This is a genomic window from Paenarthrobacter sp. NPDC089322 (genome assembly GCF_040684895.1).
Lineage (GTDB): Bacteria > Actinomycetota > Actinomycetes > Actinomycetales > Micrococcaceae > Arthrobacter.
This window is the reverse complement of record NZ_JBFBGW010000017.1, coordinates 14425-31472: the sequence shown is the minus strand read 5'-3', so window position 1 is coordinate 31472 and position 17048 is coordinate 14425. Positions and strand designations below refer to the sequence as shown.

Sequence of the window (17048 nt, the reverse complement as noted above, 5' to 3'; positions counted from 1 at the left end):
GACTGAACCCTACTTTTTCCCGGCCTTCAGGTCGGCCACAACCTTCGCGATCCTGCGGGCCCGGGTTTCCTCCGTCTTGGCCTCACCGATCGGTTCAACGTAGCGCCGCTGGCTGCTGTAGTTGAGCGTCCCATAGAAGGCTTTCGCTTCCGGTTCTGTCTCGAGGGCTGCAGCAAGATCCTCCGGCACCTCCACCACACGCGGTTCCGTATCCACTTCGAGCCCGACCTCAACGGTGTCCCCGGCCGCAGCACCGGTCACCCCACGGTTCGCGGAGCTCACGCCCACCATGTACTTTCCACCCATCACCGCGATGCTGCTGCGATAACTCTGTCCATTGATGGTGACCACGACGGGCGGCCGCTTTCCGGCACCCAGTTCGTTGACCACTTCTTCGGGAATCTCAATGCCGGCCTTGTTGCCATCGCCAACGATGGTCGTCGTGAATTTCATGAAGCAAGTATGCCCCGGGGTCTGGTAGACGGGCACTGTCCCCGGGGATACGGTCGAAGGTACGGGCATTCCGGCACCGGCCAAGGAGAGAACCATGGACAATCAGGACATTCTGGAGCGGATTCAGTCGCTTGTGGACGAGGAACACCGCCTTCGCGACGCCTCCGAAGATGACGGCGACGACAACCGCGCCCGCCTTGCCCAACTGGAGGCCCAACTCGACCAGTGCTGGGACCTGCTCCGCCAACGCCGCGCCAAGAAGGACGCCGGAGAAAACCCTGACGACGCCGAAGCCCGCCCCATCAGTGAGGTGGAAGGCTATCGGCAGTAAGGCCTAGGCCCCTTCAAGCACCTGGCTGGTTGCCCACGCAACGTACTTGCCGGCATTCGCTACAGCGTCGGCGATATCAGGAACCCCGTCCTTGCGCTGCGCGACGTCAAGCAACTGCGCGGCCGCCACGATGCCGTGCTTGGCCAGGTCTTCCGGCGTGACCGTGATCCGGCCCGCGACCGCAACCACCGGAATGCCGTGCACGCTTGCGGCGTCGGCCAGCGCAATGGGCGCTTTGCCGGTCAGCGACTGTTCATCCATGGAGCCCTCGCCGGTGATCACCAGATCGGCCTCGCCAAGGTGCTTCGCCAACCCCGTCAATCCGGCGACGAGCGCGAACCCGCCTTCCAGCGCGGAATCAGTGAAAGCCAGGAACGACGCCGGGAACCCGCCCGCCGCTCCGGCTCCCGGCACGTTCACGTCACGGCCGGTGGTCTCCCGAAGGAGCGACGCCCAGTTGCGGAGGCCGGCGTCGAGCTTCTCAACGGCGTCCTCATCCGCGCCCTTCTGGGGACCAAAAACGTGAGCGGCGCCTTCGGGGCCGAACAGCGGGTTTTGGACGTCGACGGCGATGCGGAACTTCACGCTCGAAAGTCGCGGATCCAGCTCGGAGACATCCAGGGAAGCGACGTCGATCAGGGAACCACCGCCGAGTGGCACCAGGTTTCCGGCCGCATCAAGGGGTTTGAGCCCCAGGGCGCGCAAGGCTCCGCTGCCGCCGTCGGACATTGCCGAGCCACCCAAACCCAAGACGATTTCGGTGGCGCCGGCGTCGAGGGCTGCCGCCACGAGCTGGCCGCAGCCGTAGCTGTGGGCGCGCAACGAGTTCTCGGGAGTCGGCTCCATGTGGGCCAGGCCGGAAGCCTGCGCAGTCTCGATGACAGCAGTCGCCCCGCCAAAGGAGTTCTTGCTGATCGCCCACGAAGCCCCAACGGGCTTCAGGATGGGGCCGGTAACTGCGTTGTTTCGTTCTTCGTAGCCGGCAGCGATGGCGGCGTCGAGGGTGCCTTCACCGCCGTCGGCAACCGGAAACTGCGTGGTTACTGCGTCGGGGTAGACCCGGAGGGCTCCTTCGGCCATGGCTGACGCGGCTTCGGCGGCGGTCAGTGATCCCTTGAACTTGTCCGGGGCGATGAGGATGCGCATGGTGTCCATCTTGCCAGCTTAAGTGGGAAAGCGCTTGCCCAACTTCTTTGTGGCGAATTGGGACGCGGTTCAGTCGTTGAGCACCCTCAGCGGCTCCCCGTCGAGCCACGCTTTCACGTCCTCGAAAGCCCCGCCGTAGAACTGCCGGTAGCTTTCGTGGGTGACGTAGCCGATGTGCGGAGAAAGGACACTGCGTGGCGAATGCAGCAGGGCATGGCCGGCCGGGAGGGGTTCCTCGTCGAAGACGTCCAGCGCCGCACCACGGATCCAGCCTTCTTCCAAGGCCCGCATCAGCGCGGCTTCGTCAACCAAAGGACCACGCGCAGTGTTCACGAGCACACCTTCGGGCCCGAGGAGACGCAGTTCTTCCTCCCCCACAATTCCCTCGGTCCGTTCGGACAACCGCACATGCAGGGTCACCACATCAGACTCCCGGAACAACTCCTCCTTGCTCACCCCGCGAGCGCCAACAGCCTTGGCCGCCTCCTCCGTGAGGTTCTGGCTCCAGGCAAGGACCTCCATGCCGAACGCCTTCGCGTACCGCGCAATTCGGGTGCCGATTTTGCCGAGGCCCACAATTCCCAGCGTCTTGCCTTCGAGCTCAAACCCGACGGCGGTCTGCCAACCGCCTGCCCGCAGTGAGGTCTCCTCGGCAACAAGATTGCGGGCGAAGGCCAGCAGCAAAGCCCACGTCAGTTCCGGTGCCGCAGCCGGCGATCCTCCGGTTCCGCACACAGTGATGCCGCGTTCGGAAGCGGTGTCCATGTCGATGGCCGCGTTGTTCATGCCTGTGGTCACCAGGAGCTTGAGATTAGGTAGCGCCTCCAGGACGTGACCCGGGAAACGGGTGCGTTCCCGCATGGCAACCACAATGTCGAACGGCGCGAGCGCCGCCACCGCTTGCTCTTCCGAGACAAAGGGTGCGCTGAAGACGGTGACCTTCACGTCGTCGTCGAGCAGTGACTCCCAGGGCGCGTAGTCACTGGAAACCTGCTGATAGTCGTCAAGGATGGCCAAGCGGAACCGGGTCACGTCAATCTCCTCGCGGCGGCTAGTGATACAGACACCATCTCACGTCGCGAAAGCCTCGCATCCTGGAGGCAAAGATTCTAACGTTGTAAAGATGAGTCTGACCGCTGATGAAGGAGTTGCCTTGCCTGTGCCCGAGAAGACCCCGGCCGCCACCCCCAAGCCCGAACATCCCCGTCCCCAACTCGTCCGTGACAACTGGCTGAACCTCAACGGCACCTGGGGATTTGAAATCGACGCCGGTGACTCGGGTTTGGAGCGCGGCCTCCGCACGCGCGAACTCGCTGACGAAATCCTGGTTCCCTTTGCCCCGGAATCCGAATTGTCCGGAATCGGACACGTCGATTTCATGGAGGCCGTCTGGTACCGGCGGACTGTTGCGATCCCGGAGGAATGGGTTGGCCAGAAGGTCCTGTTGCATTTCGGGGCAGTGGATCACGATGCCACCGTCTGGGTGAACGGCATCGAAGTAGCCCGCCACCGTGGCGGATTTACTCCGTTCACTGCGGATCTGGATGGCGTTGCCGAGCCCGGAACGGAAGCCGTGATCGTCGTCCGTGCCCGTGACTCCCGGCACGAGATGCAGGCACGGGGCAAGCAGGCCACCTGGTACAACAACACGCACTGCCAATACACGCGAACCACGGGAATCTGGCAAACGGTGTGGATGGAAGCCGTGCCCGAGGTTCACATCAAGCGCCTCCGCATGACCCCGAACCTGGCGGACTCCAGTTTGACCATCGAGGTCCCCCTGAGCCGGAACCGCAAGGGGCACACAGTGTCAGCCGTCCTTTCCGGTGAAGGGGTCACGACAATCGAGGCCCACACCAGGGCCGACCTGGACCTCGCACCTTCCCTCCAGCTCCGGATTCCGGAAGAGTCCCTCCGTCCCTGGTCCGTAGAGGATCCCTTCCTTTATGACCTCACAGTGATCCTGAACGACGCTGACGGCACGGTCGTGGACAAGGTCAGCAGCTACAGCGCCATCAGGTCGGTGGCACTGGATGGCAAGGTAGTCCGCATCAACGGTAAGCCCGTCTTCCAGCGGCTGATTCTGGATCAGGGCTACTGGCCTGAATCCCTCATGACCTCCCCTGACGACGCCGCCTTGATCAAGGACATCGAGTTGTCCATGGCCGCCGGTTTCAACGGCGCCCGCCTTCACGAGAAGGTGTTCGAGGAGCGGTTCCTCTATCACGCGGACCGAATGGGCTATCTGGTGTGGGGTGAGTTCGGGGATTGGGGCGTGTCCGGCGGCGGAACCGTCGGCCACAACCAGAAGCCCACGGCCAGCTTCGTGGCCCAGTGGCTCGAAGTGCTGCAGCGCGACTTCAACCACCCGTCCATTATCGGTTGGTGCCCGCTCAACGAGACGCACCAGCTGCTGCATGACCGGATCACGGTCCTGGACGACGTCACCCAGGCGATGTTCCTTGCCACCAAGTTGGCGGATCCCACCAGGCCCGTGATCGATGCTTCCGGCTATTCGCACCGCATCCGGGAGACGGACATCTACGATTCCCACTCCTACGAGCAGGATCCGGAGAAATTCCGCCTTGAGCAGCAGGGTCTCGCGGAAGGAAAACCTTTCCAGAACCGGACACCGCAGGGCGAGGACTACTCGGTGGCCTACGCCGGCCAGCCATACTTCGTATCTGAATTCGGCGGAATCTGGTGGAACGAGGTTGAGGCACGCCAGGCCGCCGAAGAAGCGGGATCGGACGTCGCCTCGTCGTGGGGCTACGGCCAGCGGGTAGCCAGCGAGGAAGAGTTCTACGCCCGATTCGACGGCCTGTGCGGCGTCCTGCTGGATAACCCGGACATGTTCGGGTACTGCTACACGCAATTGACGGATGTTTTCCAGGAGAAGAACGGCATCTTCACCTTTGACCGCGGCAACAAGTTCGACCTCGAGCGCATCCGCGCCAGCCAGGCTCGTCCGGCAGCCATCGAGCAGCAGGACTGACCTTTGGGCTTAAGCACCTCAGGCGGGATGCCCGACGGCGGTACGTACCGCCGTCGGGCATCCCGCCGTGGTAGTGGGTAGCGTCCTAACCGGCGGCAGGAACCTCGGGACCCGTCGGCCAGCGGAGCAGGGCCGCAACAGGTACGCGCTCGGGCAGTGCGCCGGAGGGGACCAGTTCAACCTGCGCGTCGGTCAACGCCGCGGCGCGGAGAAGTGCAACAGGAGCCGGGACCTTGCCCACAACGTCGGCGTTTAATGACTCCCCCTCGGACGCCGCCACCCATGGTTCTGCACTCAGGGCGAGCAAATGGTGATCGGCGAGCGAACCGGCGTCGAGTATCAATACGTCAACTTGGGCCTGCTGGAGGGCATGAACCACGGCACCGATCCCTGTGGCGGACTGCGGATTCGCTTGCCCTTCCTGTTCCGCGAGTCGGTCCATCAGGTTCTGCTGCTCCACCGCCCATTGCCGGGCTACGAGGGAATTGACCTCGTCGTCGAACTTCTGACGGTCCGACCCCGCGGCCAAGGTGTGCGCATCGATGGTGCTCAGGACGGCTTTGCTCTCCTCGGAGAGTTGATCCTCCACCAACTGTCGTGCCCTGATGTCGCCCGAAAGAACCACGAGCTTGGCTTGGTGTTCCCTTACCAGCTGGTCGACTTCCTGGGCTACTTGGTCTGCATTCCGGCGCCACACCTGCTCCGTATGGCGCTGGTACCTCGCTTGGGACCAGCCGCCCACGCGAACCTTGTTGATGGAGTCGTCGTCACCTTGGACGTGTTGGCTTTCCTCCACGTCAGGCGCTCCGGCGCGGTAGAGGCGGATTTCAGCTTCGTCGCGGCTGGCTTCGACCACAACGTAGGCGAACCCGCCGGGCTGGTGCTTCAGCAAAGGCATGAGGTTGGGAACCTCGTCCTTCGAGATGATCTCCTGCCCCACCAAGGCACCGGGCAGCAGCTCATTGAGCACCACTTCTCCTTGGCGAACCAAAACGAACCGGCTGATGGGGGCGGGCTCTCCTTTAGCAGGCTGGATGGCACCGTCCATGGCGTCCAGGTCCTCCTTGGATGCCCCCTGCCCCTCAAGTGCGGTGCGGACGTTGTCCGGCTGTACGTCCGTTGTCTCGAGGCCATCCACCGTGCCCGTGCTTGCGTCGACGTACGCCGAGCACCAGGGTCCCGGCTGACGGTAGAGATCGGCAAAGTTAGCTAAGCGCTCAGTCATACGACTGGCTCCTTCCGATGGGATGTTGGTGCTAGCGGTTTACCAGCTTGAAGAATGTGCTGTCTTCGCCGCTGGCTTTCTTTGCCTGGTAGAGAAAGGCGAGTTTGCTCTCATCGAACTTCTCGAACCATTCGTCCCAGCTGATGTGCTCCAGGGTGTCCTGGCCGGCGCCGCCCGGGAAGTCGATGCGCAGGATGCCTACGTCATCCTTGTCTCCGGTCTTTTTCACGCTGGCTGGCTTGCCCTTGTTGCTTTCCACCCACTTGCGGATTTCGTCGTGGTCGGTGGTGGTGTGTGATTCCGAGGCCATGTCCATTCCTTCCATCCGGTCCTTCGACACTATCCCCGGAGGACCCAAAATAGAAAGGGTACTGAGTATTTAGCTCAGACCCACTGCCCACGGCGCACGAGCACATCCTTGAGCAGGTCGAGCCGGTCGGACACAAGGCCATCCACGCCCAGGTCCAACAGGCGATCCATCTCGGAAGGATCATTGATGGTCCAGACGTGGACCTGCAATCCAAGCCGGTGCGCACGGCGGACGAAGCCGGGGGTCACAACAGGAAACCTGCCGTAGCGGGCCGGGACTTGGAAAGCGTCGACGCCGGCAAGGAGCTTTCGCGCGAGGGGCACCGGAAGGATCGGGCCAAGGAGCGCGAAAAGGGCAGTCAGGGAGCTGCCGGCCGACGTCGCGACCCTGCGGCTGAGCCGTTTCAAGACCGCCCGTCGCCGGAAATCGGAAAAGCTCGTGACCAGCACCCGCCCGTGGATACCGTGCTTTTCGATGGCTTCCGCCATGGGACCCACGGAGTTCCAGTCCTTCACGTCCAGGTTCAAACGGGCGTCCGGGAAGGCCGCCACGAGTTGATCAAACGTTGGAACAGGCTCGACGCCACCGATCCGCGCGCGGGCGACCTCCGCCCCGGACAACTCCGCGATCCGACCACGGGAATCAGTCACCCGGTCCAGGCTCGAATCGTGGAACACCAGAAGCACGCCATCCGAGGTGGTGTGGACGTCCGTCTCAAGATGGACGGTGCCCAGGTCCACCGCGGCACGGAATGCAGCCAGGGAATTCTCCAGTCCATCCGCGGAGAACCCGCGATGCGCGAACGCCAGAGGGCCCACTGAGCCGTCCTTGCGGAGGAAATAGGGCAGCAGCGTCACATCCGTAGCGTAGCCCAGTGCGGCCGGGGACTACGCCTGATCCCGCGAAAGGGGCGCCGGTTCCTGCGGGACGATCGCCACGCCGTCGCTGACGTGCACCAGCGTGCGGCCGCGACCGCCGTCGAGCTCCACCCAAACTGACGTGGCGTCACCAGTGACGGCGTCCACGACGCCAGCCGATTCAAAACCCGGCGTGAGGGTGACATTCACGCGGTCGCCGCGACGCAGTGAGCGCCAGTGGTGATCCGGTTCGATGCGCCGAAGCGGCGCGGTGCTGAAGTCGTTGATCCGACGCTTGGCCACAATTCCCCCTACAAATTCGGTGCTAACAGATACACGGTGCAAACGGGTCCGTGGCTCGAAGCCTACGGGCGGAAGTTGAACGCCGGTTGTATTGAAACTGGGAAGTGGGTGACAGCTGGCCGTCGCATGGGATCCGGGCTGCGAGACTTGGGGAATGAGTGTTTTGATTGCCGGATGCGGCGACCTGGGGACTGAAGCCGGACTCCGCTTCGCAGCGGCTGGCCACGAGGTGATCGGGCTGCGTCGCTCCCCCGAAAAGCTTCCCGCCCCCATCCATGGTGTCTACGCGGACTTAGCCGCAGGCATCCCCGAGGTTCCGGCCGCCGTGGACATTGTGGTGGTCTCGGTGGCCGCGGACACCTCCACCGAGGAGGCCTACCGCGCTGCCTACCTGGACGGCTTGCGCAATGTGCTCGATGCCTTGGAGCGGGATTCCGTGAAACCCAGCCGGATTCTCTTTGTCTCCTCCACCGCCGTTTACGCGGATTCGGACGGAGCCACCGTGGACGAGACAACGCCCACGGAGCCCACGCGGTTCAGTGGAAAGGTCCTGCTGGAGGCCGAGAACATGCTGTTCAACCGGGTGCAGGGAAGCGAGGCCATCTCGCTGCGATTGGGCGGAATCTACGGCCCTGGACGCACCCGGCTGATCGATCAGGTCCGCTCCGGCCAAGCTGTCATCCCGGCGAAACCCCGCCACACCAACCGTGTGCACCGGGATGACGCAGCGGCCATGATCGTACATCTCACCACCATGGCTCAGCGGCCGGAGCCCGTTTACCTCGGCGTGGATGACGACCCCGCCGAAATGGGCGATGTCATGCGGTTCCTCGCAGCGGAAATGCACTGTCCGGTGCCACCCACCGCCCCCGAAATCAACCGAGGTCCCGGCGACAAGCGTTGCTCCAACCAGCGGTTGCGGTCCACGGGCTTCGAGCTGACCTACCCCACTTACATGGAGGGCTACCGGGCGATCCTCGCCGGCCAGGGGGTCAGGCACCCGTAGCGGCTGATCTGCTCAGACGGGCTGCTCGGTCAGTTTGGCTTCGAGGATCTGGGCCACCCCGTCGTCGTCGAAATGGGGCGCCTGCTGCCCGGCCGCGATGATCGCTTCGGGGTGGCCGCTCGCCATGGCGTAGCCGTGGCCGGCCCAACGGAGCATCTCGATGTCGTTGGGCATGTCTCCGAAGGCCACGACGTCAGCGGCTTCGATACCCAGGGACTCAGCGTACTTGGCGAGCGTGACCGCTTTGTTGATGCCCGGAACGGACATCTCCAGCATCGCCGTCCTTGGGGCTGAATGGGTGGTGGCAACGAGGTGCGCGACGGCAGGTTGAACTTCGGCCAGGAACTCGTCCGGCGTGCCTTTGCGGGTGATCGCCAGGAACTTCACGACGGCGTCTTCCGCAGTAAGTGTCTGGTCCAGCGGTGCAGGGCGGAACTCGGCGAGCAACTCGCTGGTCTCGTTCTCGATGAAGCCAGGCTCAAGGTGGAATCCGGTGAGTGTCTCAGCCGCGAACAGGGCATCAGGCCGGATGGACTTGATGATGCGTCGGGCTTCAAACAAGGACTCGATATCCAAAACCGTGGAGGACAACGGCTTCTCAGTGGCCAGGTCCCACACCACGGCACCATTGGAGCAAATCACGATGCCGCTGTGGCCCAGCTGCTCTTGAAGCGGGTACAACCACCGGGGCGGACGGCCGGTGACAAACACAAGCTCGACTCCTGCGTCGCGGCACGACTGGAATGCCTTGATGGTCCGGTCACTGATCTTGCCATCATGACCGAGGATGGTGCCGTCAATATCGCTTGCTACGAGCCGCATCATGTCAGTCTACGTGGCCCATCAGTTCGCCCGAGCCGCCGCTAGCGCTCAAACATGCCCGTGATGACTGCCCGTGCAAGCGTGTGTTGGGGAAGGAGTCCCGCAAGTATGCCGGCCTCGGCATTCTTCGCGATGCCAAGGTCCTCCACATCCAAGGCATGGACTGCCACCATATACCGATGCGGTCCGTGCCCTCTCGGAGCAGCTGCCCCAAGGTAGCCGACCCGGCCGCCGTCGTTCTTCAACTGGAAGGCGCTCCCGGGCAGAAGGCGACCGTCCGCCCTTCCCGCATCAGCCGGCAGCGTTCTTGCCGCTGCAGGAATATTGACCACGGCCCAATGCCAGAAGCCGCCGGGATCGGGCGCATCCGGGTCCAGCATCGTGACAGCAAAACTGCGTGTGCCGTCTGGAACCCCCTTCCAGCTCAGCTCGGGCGAGATGTCCTTGCCGCCTGCGCCGAAGATTCCGCTCCGCTGATCCGGGGCCAACGTTTCCCCGTCCCGGAAGGACTCGCTGGTGACTTCAAACGAAGGCATTGGCGGGCCGTAGGGATCCTGGGCGTTCATTGCATCCTCCGATACGTCAGTCAGGCGGGTCGTCCGCTGGCCGCTCCGTGATTGAGTTCGGCCCTCGTGGGCGGGTTGGCACCCGCCCTGGAAACTGTGACCGCGGCAGCACGCGTTGCGTGGTCCATGATTGCCGCAAGGGTTTCCGCGGGCATGGCCCGCAGAGCTGCCCGGTTCTGCGCACCATCCAGCCCGCGGTCAACGATGGCGGACAGCAGGCCGGCCATGAAGGAGTCCCCCGCGCCGACAGTGTCCACCACGGTCACGGACGGAGCCGGAACCTGCGTCTCTCCCGCCGCCGTGATCCCCCAGGGACCTCTTGCACCGCGGGTCACCACCACCACCGCCGGCCCCTCGTTGCCGCCAAGGGACAACCAGCGCCGTGCAGATGCCAGCGGGTCAACACCGGGATAGAGCCACTCGAGGTCCTCGTCGGAGGCCTTCACGACATCGGACAGCACCACGAAACGCTCCACCTGCCGCTGCGCATATTCCCGATCGGTAATGATGGTGGGCCGGCAGTTGGGGTCAAAGCTGATAGTGCTGCTCGGGTGGGCATGTTCGACGGCGGCAAGCACCGCCGCGGCGCCCGGCTCCAACGCTGTGGCAATCGAACCCGTGTGCAGCAGGGTAGCCCCCTGCAGCATGAGCGGCAGCCGCTCCCGAAGATTCGGCAATTCCCAAGCGAGGTCGAACGAGTAGGTGGCGGCGCCTTCGTCGTCGATCAACGCGGTGGCCACGCTGGTGGGTTGCCCGTCAGGCGGAATCGGCACCATCACCGAGCTTGAGCGGAGGTGTGCTGCAACAGCATCGCCATAAGCGTCCTGGCCGTAGCGGCCGATGAACTGTACCGGATGGTCAAGGCGCGCCAAGCCGACCGCTACATTGAGCGGACTGCCGCCAACGTGTGCCTCGATCCCGCTCGGGCGTTGCACGACGTCCACCAAGGCTTCACCAATCACAGTCAGCATGGGACAACTCTGCCAGAGGATGGAGCCGATTAGGAGAGGAGTCGCTGCACCAGCTCGCGGCACTTTTTGTAGGCCACGGCCTTGGGGTCGATGAGGTCGAAATGGTCACCGGGGACCCGCAGCAACTGGGCGGCTCCCCCTGATGCCGTGCTCGCGGCGACGTAGGCCTCCGACTGGCTCGCCGGAACATCTTCATCTTCAGTGGCGTGCACGGCGAAGACCGGGACATCCAGGGGCAAGGACGTCATGGGGTCTGCATATTTATGCCGCTTGGGGTATCTGGCCGAGTCGCCACCCATGAGGTTGCATACGGCGCCGTTGCTGAGGTTCAAGCGCTCTGCCGCCGCAAGGTTCAACAGACCGGACTGGCTCACGACTCCGGTCAGGTGCACAGCGTTTTCCTCCGGTCCGCGCACCAGCTGCCGATCGGCGTCGGGCGTTCCGATGGACGACAGGCGCTGTCTGCCTGCCGCCCACACAGCCAAGTGGCCGCCGGCCGAGTGGCCCAGGGCCACAACCTTGCCCAGCTTGAGGTCGTGGTTGTCCGCAATCGCGGCGAGGTGGTCGATTCCGGCAAGGATGTCTTCGAAAGTATGGGGCCAACCGCCACCGTTGCCGGCCCGTCGGTATTCAAGGTTCCAGGCAGTGATTCCGTGCGCCGCAAGGTCCCGGGCAAGGGGCTCGCCCAGCTCGGCACCGTACTGCGAGCGCCAATAGCCGCCGTGGATCACCACTGCGACGCCGGCCTTGAGCGCTGACGCACCACGATGGTTTCCGTTGTTCGGTTCAGGTATGAAGAGTTCGCCCCACTGACTGGGGTGTTCGCCGTAGCTGTACTTGTGCCGCAACATTGCGCCCTCCTTTGTACCGAGCCTATCGCGAGGATTCGCAACTTTGGGAAGGGGCACCCCGACGACGGGTGGCCGGTTCAGTGTCGGACCCGCCCCGTAAGCTGGGGGCATGGCAAGCAATTGGGACAGATTGGACCCGGACCAGCGCGCGGCTGTCCAGGCAAACGTGGAGCTTTATGAGCGTGTGCGCCCTGCTTTGAAGCGGGTTACCCGGGATGTCCTGCTGACGTTGCGGGATATGTTGAACGATGCTGAAGTGACCCCTCTGTTTGTCACCGGTCGCACCAAAACGGTGGAGTCGTTCCGCGAAAAGATCTCCCGCACGGATGATCCTTTGGAACCGGGCGGCCCCCGCGTCCTCAAATTCCCTGACCCGTTCCGCACTTTGAACGACATGGTGGGTATCCGCGTCATCACCAAGTTGCCTGCCGAAAATGCCGCCGTTGCCAACATCATCAAGCGTCAGCGCCAGCTCTTTGATTGCCGGGGAGACCGTGAGAAGGACATCGGCTCCATCGAGTCCGGAACGTACGGGTACTCCAGCCGGCACCTCATCCTGCGCACCATCCAAAATGAGACCGTCAAGGAGTACCAACAAGTCTTCAATCCGGACCTCCCGGCCAACGGCAGCTACTTCTTTGAGTGCCAGATCCGCACCGTTTTTGCACACGCGTGGAGCGAAATCGAGCACGATATCCGGTTCAAGGCGGAGGATCCCCGCGCATGGACCCCGCATTTCGACCGCCAATTCACGGCCACGGCCGCCATGTTGGAAACCGTGGAGAGCGCATTCGCGGACCTCCACGAGCGGTACGAGGAAGTGCGGAGCTACTGGGACCTCGAGGGCGAGGGCGCTTCACCGCTGACACCCAACCGTGTTCGCGACGTCTGGCGTACACTGCTGCCCCACGTTGACCGTAAAGTTGATGACGACTGGGGATGGGCTGCCGAACTCCTTGCAGCCCACGGACTCACCAAGACCGTGGAACTCGCAGGACTTCTCAGCGCCAACCGGATCACCGAGGTCCGCAAGGCCCTGGACCACCGCTACTCCCCCGGACCGGACCGCCTTCTGGATGACCTCCTGTTGTGGCAGTACGGAACCGAACACATTGATCTCACCGCTGAGGCGCCCGACGTCGTTCCGCACCCGCGGCGCGACAGCCTCCTGCGGCGTCTGAAGCAGATTGAGCGCTACCGCCAGACTGCACTGTAAGAAACCAATAAGGACCCATGACACCCGAGCAACTCATGTCACTGCGGGCGACCTTCCGTTCGCCCCGCCGCCTGCTCACGGAATCCCTCGCGGGTTTGGTGGTGGCACTGGCACTCATTCCCGAGGCCATTGCCTTCTCAGTCATAGCGGGTGTGGATCCGCGGATCGGGTTGTTCGCTTCGTTCACCATGGGCGTGGTGACGGCCATTGTTGGCGGCCGTCCTGCCATGATCTCCGCCGCGACGGGGGCCGTGGCCCTGGTCATCGCTCCCGTGATGAGGGAACACGGGCTCGACTACCTCATCGCGACCATCATCCTGGCGGGTGTCTTCCAGATCATCCTCGCGGCCCTCGGAGTCACCCGGCTCATGAGGTTCATTCCCCGGTCCGTGATGATCGGCTTCGTCAACGCCCTGGCCATCCTGGTGTTCATGTCCCAGATGCCGGAGCTCTTCAATGTTCCGTGGATGGTCTATCCGATCGTGGCTGTGGGCTTGGTGATCGTGTTCCTGTTGCCTCGGCTGACCAAGGCCGTTCCGGCGCCCTTGGTAGCGATTGTGCTCATCACGCTCGTCACGGTGTTCGGCGGGATTGACGTTCCAACTGTGAGTGACAAGGGTGAGCTTCCGGACAGCCTGCCCGGCTTCTTCCTGCCGAATGTTCCCCTGACCCTGGAAACGTTCCAGATCATTGCACCCTTCTCGCTCTCCATGGCCTTGGTTGGCCTGCTCGAATCGCTCATGACGGCCAAGCTGGTGGACGACATCACGGACACGCGTTCGAACAAGACCCGGGTGTCGTGGGGCCAAGGTGCGGCCAACATTGTCACAGGTTTCCTTGGCGGACTGGGTGGCTGCGCGGTGATCGGCCAGACGATGATCAACGTCAAGGGTTCCGGTGCCCGCACCCGTCTCTCGACTCTCCTGGCCGGCGTGTTCCTGTTGGTACTGGTTGTGGTCCTTGGCGATGTCGTGGGGATGATCCCCATGGCTGCGTTGGTGGCTGTGATGATCTTTGTTTCCCTGATTACTTTCGACTGGCATTCCATCCGCCCCTCAACGCTGAAGCGGCTGCCAAAGTCGGAGACCGCCGTCATGCTTGTCACTGTTGCCGCAGTAGTGGCAACGCACAATCTTGCGGTGGGTGTCGGCGTCGGGGTTTTGACGGCGATGGTGCTGTTCGCGCGGCGGGTGGCCCACTTCGCCACGGTGGAGCGGACGGAGCTGGAACTCAACGGCGAAACCGTGGCCACCTACAGGGTGGATGGCGAGCTCTTCTTTGCTTCCTCCAACGACCTGTACACGCAGTTCGAGTACGCGAAGGATTCCTCGGAAGGCGTAGATCGGGTGGTCATCGACCTTCATTCATCGCATTTGTGGGATGCGTCCACCATCGCGGTGCTGGATTCAGTGACGGAGAAGTACCGGAATCACGGCCGGGAAGTGGAGTTCATTGGTCTCAATGAGGCCAGCATCCGCATGCGCGAACGACTCGCGGGAAAGCTGAACGGCTAACCCAAGTAGGTCGCAATAGTGCGCGTTTTGGACGTCCATAACGCGCACAAATGCGACCTAGTTGGGAGGCACACCCCGGCTGGCATACCTAGTCCAACGTGGTCCCACGCCGGTGCAGCTTCCACGGCGCGGGCACGCGCACACCTTCGGGTGGAGCGCTGCCCGCCAGCCGGTCCAGCAGCATTCGGACCACTTGTTCGAAGATCGGCTCCGGCCCAACTGTCGTGAGCGGGGGATCATAGTTCTGGCCCTCGGTGGAATTGCCAACGCCGACAATCTGGATGTCCTCCGGCACGCGCAGGCCCAAACGGTAGGCGGCCCGGATGGCTTGCAAGGCTTCCATGTCATCAGTCGCGAAGATAGCGGTGGGCCGGTCCGGTAACTGCAACAGCTGCAAGGCCGACCGGTACGCAATGTCCGGGCGATGTCCCGAGGTACGGACGAGTGTTTCTTCCAAAGGGATCCCTGCCTTTTCGAGGCCGGCAGCATAGGCAGCAAACCGGCTCTTGGGCCGACCGGCAGGTTCTGCGCGGCGGATACAGGCGATCCTGCGATGGGATGCGGTAAGGAAAGCCATGCACTCCTGAAGCCCGGCGTCCTGTTCAGGTGCCAGGACGTCGAACCCTCCCGGCTTCATGGTTCCCGAGATGACCACTTGCGCCACGCCGCGGCGTGCGAGTTCCGTGATCGTCCGGTCTTCAGACCTGGCCTCCGGGAAGTAGCCAATGATGACGCCGTCCGCCCCTCCGGACATCATGAACTTCCGCCAGTCTTCGCCGAGCAGTATCACCGGCTGGTAGCCATGCTGCGGAAGGATCCGTGCCGCTGCCGTTGCCAGCGCGCGGTCCCACGGCCACTCAAGGTCGCCGATGGCGACAGCCACCACGTCGGTCTTTCCGCGGCGCATCCCCCGGGCGGCCTGGTTGGGAACGTACCCCAGCTCCTTCACGGCAGCCAGGACGCGGTCCTGCGTGGGTTGGCTGATCCGGGTTGTTCCTCCGAGACGTCCGGAGAGCACATAGGACACCGTTGCCAGTGAAACGTCTGCGGCGTTGGCCACGTCCCGGATGGTGGGCTTGTTTCCTTTGCTCACGTGGGCTCCTGCTGGACGGCAATTTCTTGAACTCTATCTCCAAGGATCGGGATGCCCTTGACGCCCTTCTTTGTGAACGCTAACAATGACGGGACCGCCAAACAACGACTTGTGGAAAGATCAGCTGATGAAGAACTGGGCAGGAAACCTCGAGTACGCGTCCGCAGAAGTACAGCGCCCTGAAACCGTCGGCGCGCTACAGGAGTTGGTCTCCAGGGCCTCGCAGGTCAAGGCGCTCGGCTCACGTCATTCGTTCAATACGGTTGCTGACACTGAGGGAACCCACGTCCTGCTCGACGGATTGCCGCAAGAGATCGTCCTTGACACGGCCAAAGGGACCGTCAAAGTCAGCGGAGGCATCAGCTACGGCGCTCTGTGCCGAGCCTTGGAAGAGAAGGGTTACGCCATCCACAACCTCGCGTCCCTGCCGCACATCTCCGTCGCCGGTGCGATCCAGACCGGCACCCACGGCAGTGGAGTCAACAATCCTTCCTTGGCTGCCGCCGTCGTGAGTATTGACTTGGTACGCGCTTCAGGTGAGCTCGTCACGCTCACCAAGGACGACGACGAATTCCTCGCCAGCGTGGTGGGCGTGGGTGTGCTGGGAATCGTCACCGGCCTGGAGTTGACCGTCCAGCCGAGCTACCAGATGAGGCAACGCGTACTGACGGGCCTGCCGTGGGAGCGTGCCCTGGCCTCGTTCCAGGAGATCGCGTCGAGCGCTTACAGCGTCAGCTTCTTCACCGACTACACGGGCGATGCCATTCCCCAGGTTTGGCTGAAGGCCCTGGACAGCGAAGCCGCGCTGCCGGACCTTTTCGGGACAACGGCTGCGAGCATCGCCATGCACCCCCTGCCCGGCATGTCCGCGGAGAACTGCACCGGGCAATTGGACGAGCCCGGAAAATGGCTGGACAGGCTGCCACATTTCCGGCACGAATTCACGCCGAGCAACGGCGAGGAACTGCAAAGCGAATTCCTGCTCCCCCTGCTGGATGCACCGGCCGCGTTGCAGGCCGTCCGTCGCCTCGCGGACAAGATCGCGCCGTTGCTGTTCATCTCGGAGATCCGCACGGTGGCCGCCGACGATTATTGGCTCAGCCCGTTCTACCAGCAGCAGAGCGTGGCGCTGCACTTCACATGGAAGCCGCTACAGGCCGAGGTGGAAGCTGTGCTCCCGGAGCTTGAAGCGGCGCTGAAGCCGTTCAACGCGCGTCCTCACTGGGGGAAGCTATTCACGCCCGGCCTCTACGACTTCATTGCGTTGTATCCGCGGTTCGAGGACTTCCGGGAGCTGGTGCAGCGCCGCGACCCCACGGGCAAGTTCCGTAACGCCCTGCTGGACAACATACTGGGCGTTACGGTTGCTGCGGACAGTTAGGGGACGTT

18 protein-coding genes are annotated in these 17048 nt (G+C 63.3%); 6 read left to right on the top strand and 12 right to left on the bottom strand.

Annotation, left to right across the window (positions count from 1 at the left end):
- Positions 1-9: 9 nt before the first annotated feature.
- Positions 10-453, bottom strand: coding sequence for a YdeI/OmpD-associated family protein (locus tag AB0N65_RS15765; RefSeq protein WP_364163472.1), 444 nt, complete (start codon positions 451-453; stop codon positions 10-12).
- Positions 454-547: 94 nt separating this feature from the next.
- Here AB0N65_RS15765 and AB0N65_RS15760 point away from each other — a divergent pair, with 94 nt between their 5' ends.
- The gene (locus AB0N65_RS15760) at positions 548-784 is read left to right on the top strand and encodes a DUF2630 family protein (RefSeq protein ID WP_364163469.1); all 237 of its coding nucleotides are present in this window, start codon (positions 548-550) and stop codon (positions 782-784) included.
- Positions 785-787: 3 nt separating this feature from the next.
- On the opposite strand, the gene AB0N65_RS15755 is transcribed toward AB0N65_RS15760, so the two are convergent.
- A complete protein-coding gene (locus tag AB0N65_RS15755; protein WP_364163684.1) occupies positions 788-1930 on the bottom strand; it encodes a glycerate kinase in 1143 nt (380 codons plus the stop codon).
- 69 nt (positions 1931-1999) lie between these two features.
- Entirely contained in the window at positions 2000-2962 is a 963-nt protein-coding gene (locus AB0N65_RS15750; RefSeq protein WP_364163466.1) for a D-2-hydroxyacid dehydrogenase family protein, read from the bottom strand.
- A gap of 91 nt (positions 2963-3053) precedes the next feature.
- Here AB0N65_RS15750 and AB0N65_RS15745 point away from each other — a divergent pair, with 91 nt between their 5' ends.
- Positions 3054-4925 carry a sugar-binding domain-containing protein gene (locus AB0N65_RS15745; RefSeq protein ID WP_364163463.1) on the top strand — a complete coding sequence of 624 codons (1872 nt, stop codon included), beginning with the start codon at positions 3054-3056 and terminating at the stop codon, positions 4923-4925.
- A gap of 85 nt (positions 4926-5010) precedes the next feature.
- Here AB0N65_RS15745 and AB0N65_RS15740 read toward each other — a convergent pair whose 3' ends face one another.
- The 4 genes from AB0N65_RS15740 to AB0N65_RS15725 all read right to left on the bottom strand — a co-directional run bounded on the left by AB0N65_RS15740 (position 5011) and on the right by AB0N65_RS15725 (position 7620).
- The gene (locus AB0N65_RS15740; RefSeq protein WP_364163460.1) at positions 5011-6150 is read right to left on the bottom strand and encodes a Vms1/Ankzf1 family peptidyl-tRNA hydrolase; all 1140 of its coding nucleotides are present in this window, start codon (positions 6148-6150) and stop codon (positions 5011-5013) included.
- A gap of 31 nt (positions 6151-6181) precedes the next feature.
- On the bottom strand, positions 6182-6460 hold the full coding sequence (locus AB0N65_RS15735; protein ID WP_364163457.1) for a hypothetical protein: 279 nt from the start codon (positions 6458-6460) through the stop codon (positions 6182-6184).
- Positions 6461-6534: 74 nt separating this feature from the next.
- Positions 6535-7335, bottom strand: coding sequence for a glycerophosphodiester phosphodiesterase (locus AB0N65_RS15730; RefSeq protein ID WP_364163681.1), 801 nt, complete (start codon positions 7333-7335; stop codon positions 6535-6537).
- 12 nt (positions 7336-7347) lie between these two features.
- Positions 7348-7620, bottom strand: a complete 273-nt coding sequence (locus tag AB0N65_RS15725) for a hypothetical protein (RefSeq protein ID WP_364163455.1) — start codon at positions 7618-7620, stop codon at positions 7348-7350.
- A 154-nt stretch (positions 7621-7774) separates the two neighbouring features.
- Between AB0N65_RS15725 and AB0N65_RS15720 the strand changes: the two genes are divergently transcribed.
- A complete protein-coding gene (locus AB0N65_RS15720; protein WP_364163452.1) occupies positions 7775-8626 on the top strand; it encodes an SDR family oxidoreductase in 852 nt (283 codons plus the stop codon).
- 12 nt (positions 8627-8638) lie between these two features.
- Here AB0N65_RS15720 and AB0N65_RS15715 read toward each other — a convergent pair whose 3' ends face one another.
- The 4 genes from AB0N65_RS15715 to AB0N65_RS15700 are packed head-to-tail and all read right to left on the bottom strand — an operon-like array spanning position 8639 to position 11836.
- On the bottom strand, positions 8639-9448 hold the full coding sequence (locus AB0N65_RS15715; protein ID WP_364163679.1) for an HAD family hydrolase: 810 nt from the start codon (positions 9446-9448) through the stop codon (positions 8639-8641).
- Positions 9449-9489: 41 nt separating this feature from the next.
- On the bottom strand, positions 9490-10014 hold the full coding sequence (locus AB0N65_RS15710) for a YbhB/YbcL family Raf kinase inhibitor-like protein (RefSeq protein ID WP_364163450.1): 525 nt from the start codon (positions 10012-10014) through the stop codon (positions 9490-9492).
- 20 nt (positions 10015-10034) lie between these two features.
- Positions 10035-10985, bottom strand: a complete 951-nt coding sequence (locus AB0N65_RS15705) for a carbohydrate kinase (RefSeq protein ID WP_364163448.1) — start codon at positions 10983-10985, stop codon at positions 10035-10037.
- A 29-nt stretch (positions 10986-11014) separates the two neighbouring features.
- Positions 11015-11836 carry an alpha/beta hydrolase gene (locus AB0N65_RS15700; protein ID WP_364163445.1) on the bottom strand — a complete coding sequence of 274 codons (822 nt, stop codon included), beginning with the start codon at positions 11834-11836 and terminating at the stop codon, positions 11015-11017.
- Positions 11837-11945: 109 nt separating this feature from the next.
- Between AB0N65_RS15700 and AB0N65_RS15695 the strand changes: the two genes are divergently transcribed.
- Together AB0N65_RS15695 and AB0N65_RS15690 are read left to right on the top strand one after the other, a co-directional pair.
- The gene (locus tag AB0N65_RS15695) at positions 11946-13052 is read left to right on the top strand and encodes a RelA/SpoT domain-containing protein (RefSeq protein WP_364163442.1); all 1107 of its coding nucleotides are present in this window, start codon (positions 11946-11948) and stop codon (positions 13050-13052) included.
- Between the two features lie 17 nt (positions 13053-13069).
- Positions 13070-14566, top strand: coding sequence for a SulP family inorganic anion transporter (locus AB0N65_RS15690; protein ID WP_364163439.1), 1497 nt, complete (start codon positions 13070-13072; stop codon positions 14564-14566).
- Between the two features lie 88 nt (positions 14567-14654).
- Here AB0N65_RS15690 and AB0N65_RS15685 read toward each other — a convergent pair whose 3' ends face one another.
- A complete protein-coding gene (locus AB0N65_RS15685; protein WP_364163436.1) occupies positions 14655-15659 on the bottom strand; it encodes a LacI family DNA-binding transcriptional regulator in 1005 nt (334 codons plus the stop codon).
- Positions 15660-15786: 127 nt separating this feature from the next.
- Here AB0N65_RS15685 and AB0N65_RS15680 point away from each other — a divergent pair, with 127 nt between their 5' ends.
- Positions 15787-17040: a D-arabinono-1,4-lactone oxidase gene (locus AB0N65_RS15680; RefSeq protein WP_364163433.1), complete on the top strand. Its 1254-nt coding sequence runs from the start codon at positions 15787-15789 to the stop codon at positions 17038-17040.
- The last annotated feature ends 8 nt before the right edge of the window (positions 17041-17048 follow it).

What these genes read in the sequence shown, in the direction of transcription:
- AB0N65_RS15765 (WP_364163472.1), bottom strand. Translation starts at nt 453, where the DNA reads ATGAAATTCACGACGACCATCGTTGGCGATGGCAACAAGGCCGGCATT.
- AB0N65_RS15760 (WP_364163469.1), top strand. Translation starts at nt 548, where the DNA reads ATGGACAATCAGGACATTCTGGAGCGGATTCAGTCGCTTGTGGACGAG.
- AB0N65_RS15755 (WP_364163684.1), bottom strand. Translation starts at nt 1,930, where the DNA reads ATGCGCATCCTCATCGCCCCGGACAAGTTCAAGGGATCACTGACCGCC.
- AB0N65_RS15745 (WP_364163463.1), top strand. Translation starts at nt 3,054, where the DNA reads ATGAGTCTGACCGCTGATGAAGGAGTTGCCTTGCCTGTGCCCGAGAAG.
- AB0N65_RS15740 (WP_364163460.1), bottom strand. Translation starts at nt 6,150, where the DNA reads ATGACTGAGCGCTTAGCTAACTTTGCCGATCTCTACCGTCAGCCGGGA.
- AB0N65_RS15735 (WP_364163457.1), bottom strand. Translation starts at nt 6,460, where the DNA reads ATGGCCTCGGAATCACACACCACCACCGACCACGACGAAATCCGCAAG.
- AB0N65_RS15720 (WP_364163452.1), top strand. Translation starts at nt 7,775, where the DNA reads ATGAGTGTTTTGATTGCCGGATGCGGCGACCTGGGGACTGAAGCCGGA.
- AB0N65_RS15715 (WP_364163679.1), bottom strand. Translation starts at nt 9,448, where the DNA reads ATGCGGCTCGTAGCAAGCGATATTGACGGCACCATCCTCGGTCATGAT.
- AB0N65_RS15710 (WP_364163450.1), bottom strand. Translation starts at nt 10,014, where the DNA reads ATGAACGCCCAGGATCCCTACGGCCCGCCAATGCCTTCGTTTGAAGTC.
- AB0N65_RS15705 (WP_364163448.1), bottom strand. Translation starts at nt 10,985, where the DNA reads ATGCTGACTGTGATTGGTGAAGCCTTGGTGGACGTCGTGCAACGCCCG.
- AB0N65_RS15700 (WP_364163445.1), bottom strand. Translation starts at nt 11,836, where the DNA reads ATGTTGCGGCACAAGTACAGCTACGGCGAACACCCCAGTCAGTGGGGC.
- AB0N65_RS15695 (WP_364163442.1), top strand. Translation starts at nt 11,946, where the DNA reads ATGGCAAGCAATTGGGACAGATTGGACCCGGACCAGCGCGCGGCTGTC.
- AB0N65_RS15690 (WP_364163439.1), top strand. Translation starts at nt 13,070, where the DNA reads ATGACACCCGAGCAACTCATGTCACTGCGGGCGACCTTCCGTTCGCCC.
- AB0N65_RS15680 (WP_364163433.1), top strand. Translation starts at nt 15,787, where the DNA reads ATGAAGAACTGGGCAGGAAACCTCGAGTACGCGTCCGCAGAAGTACAG.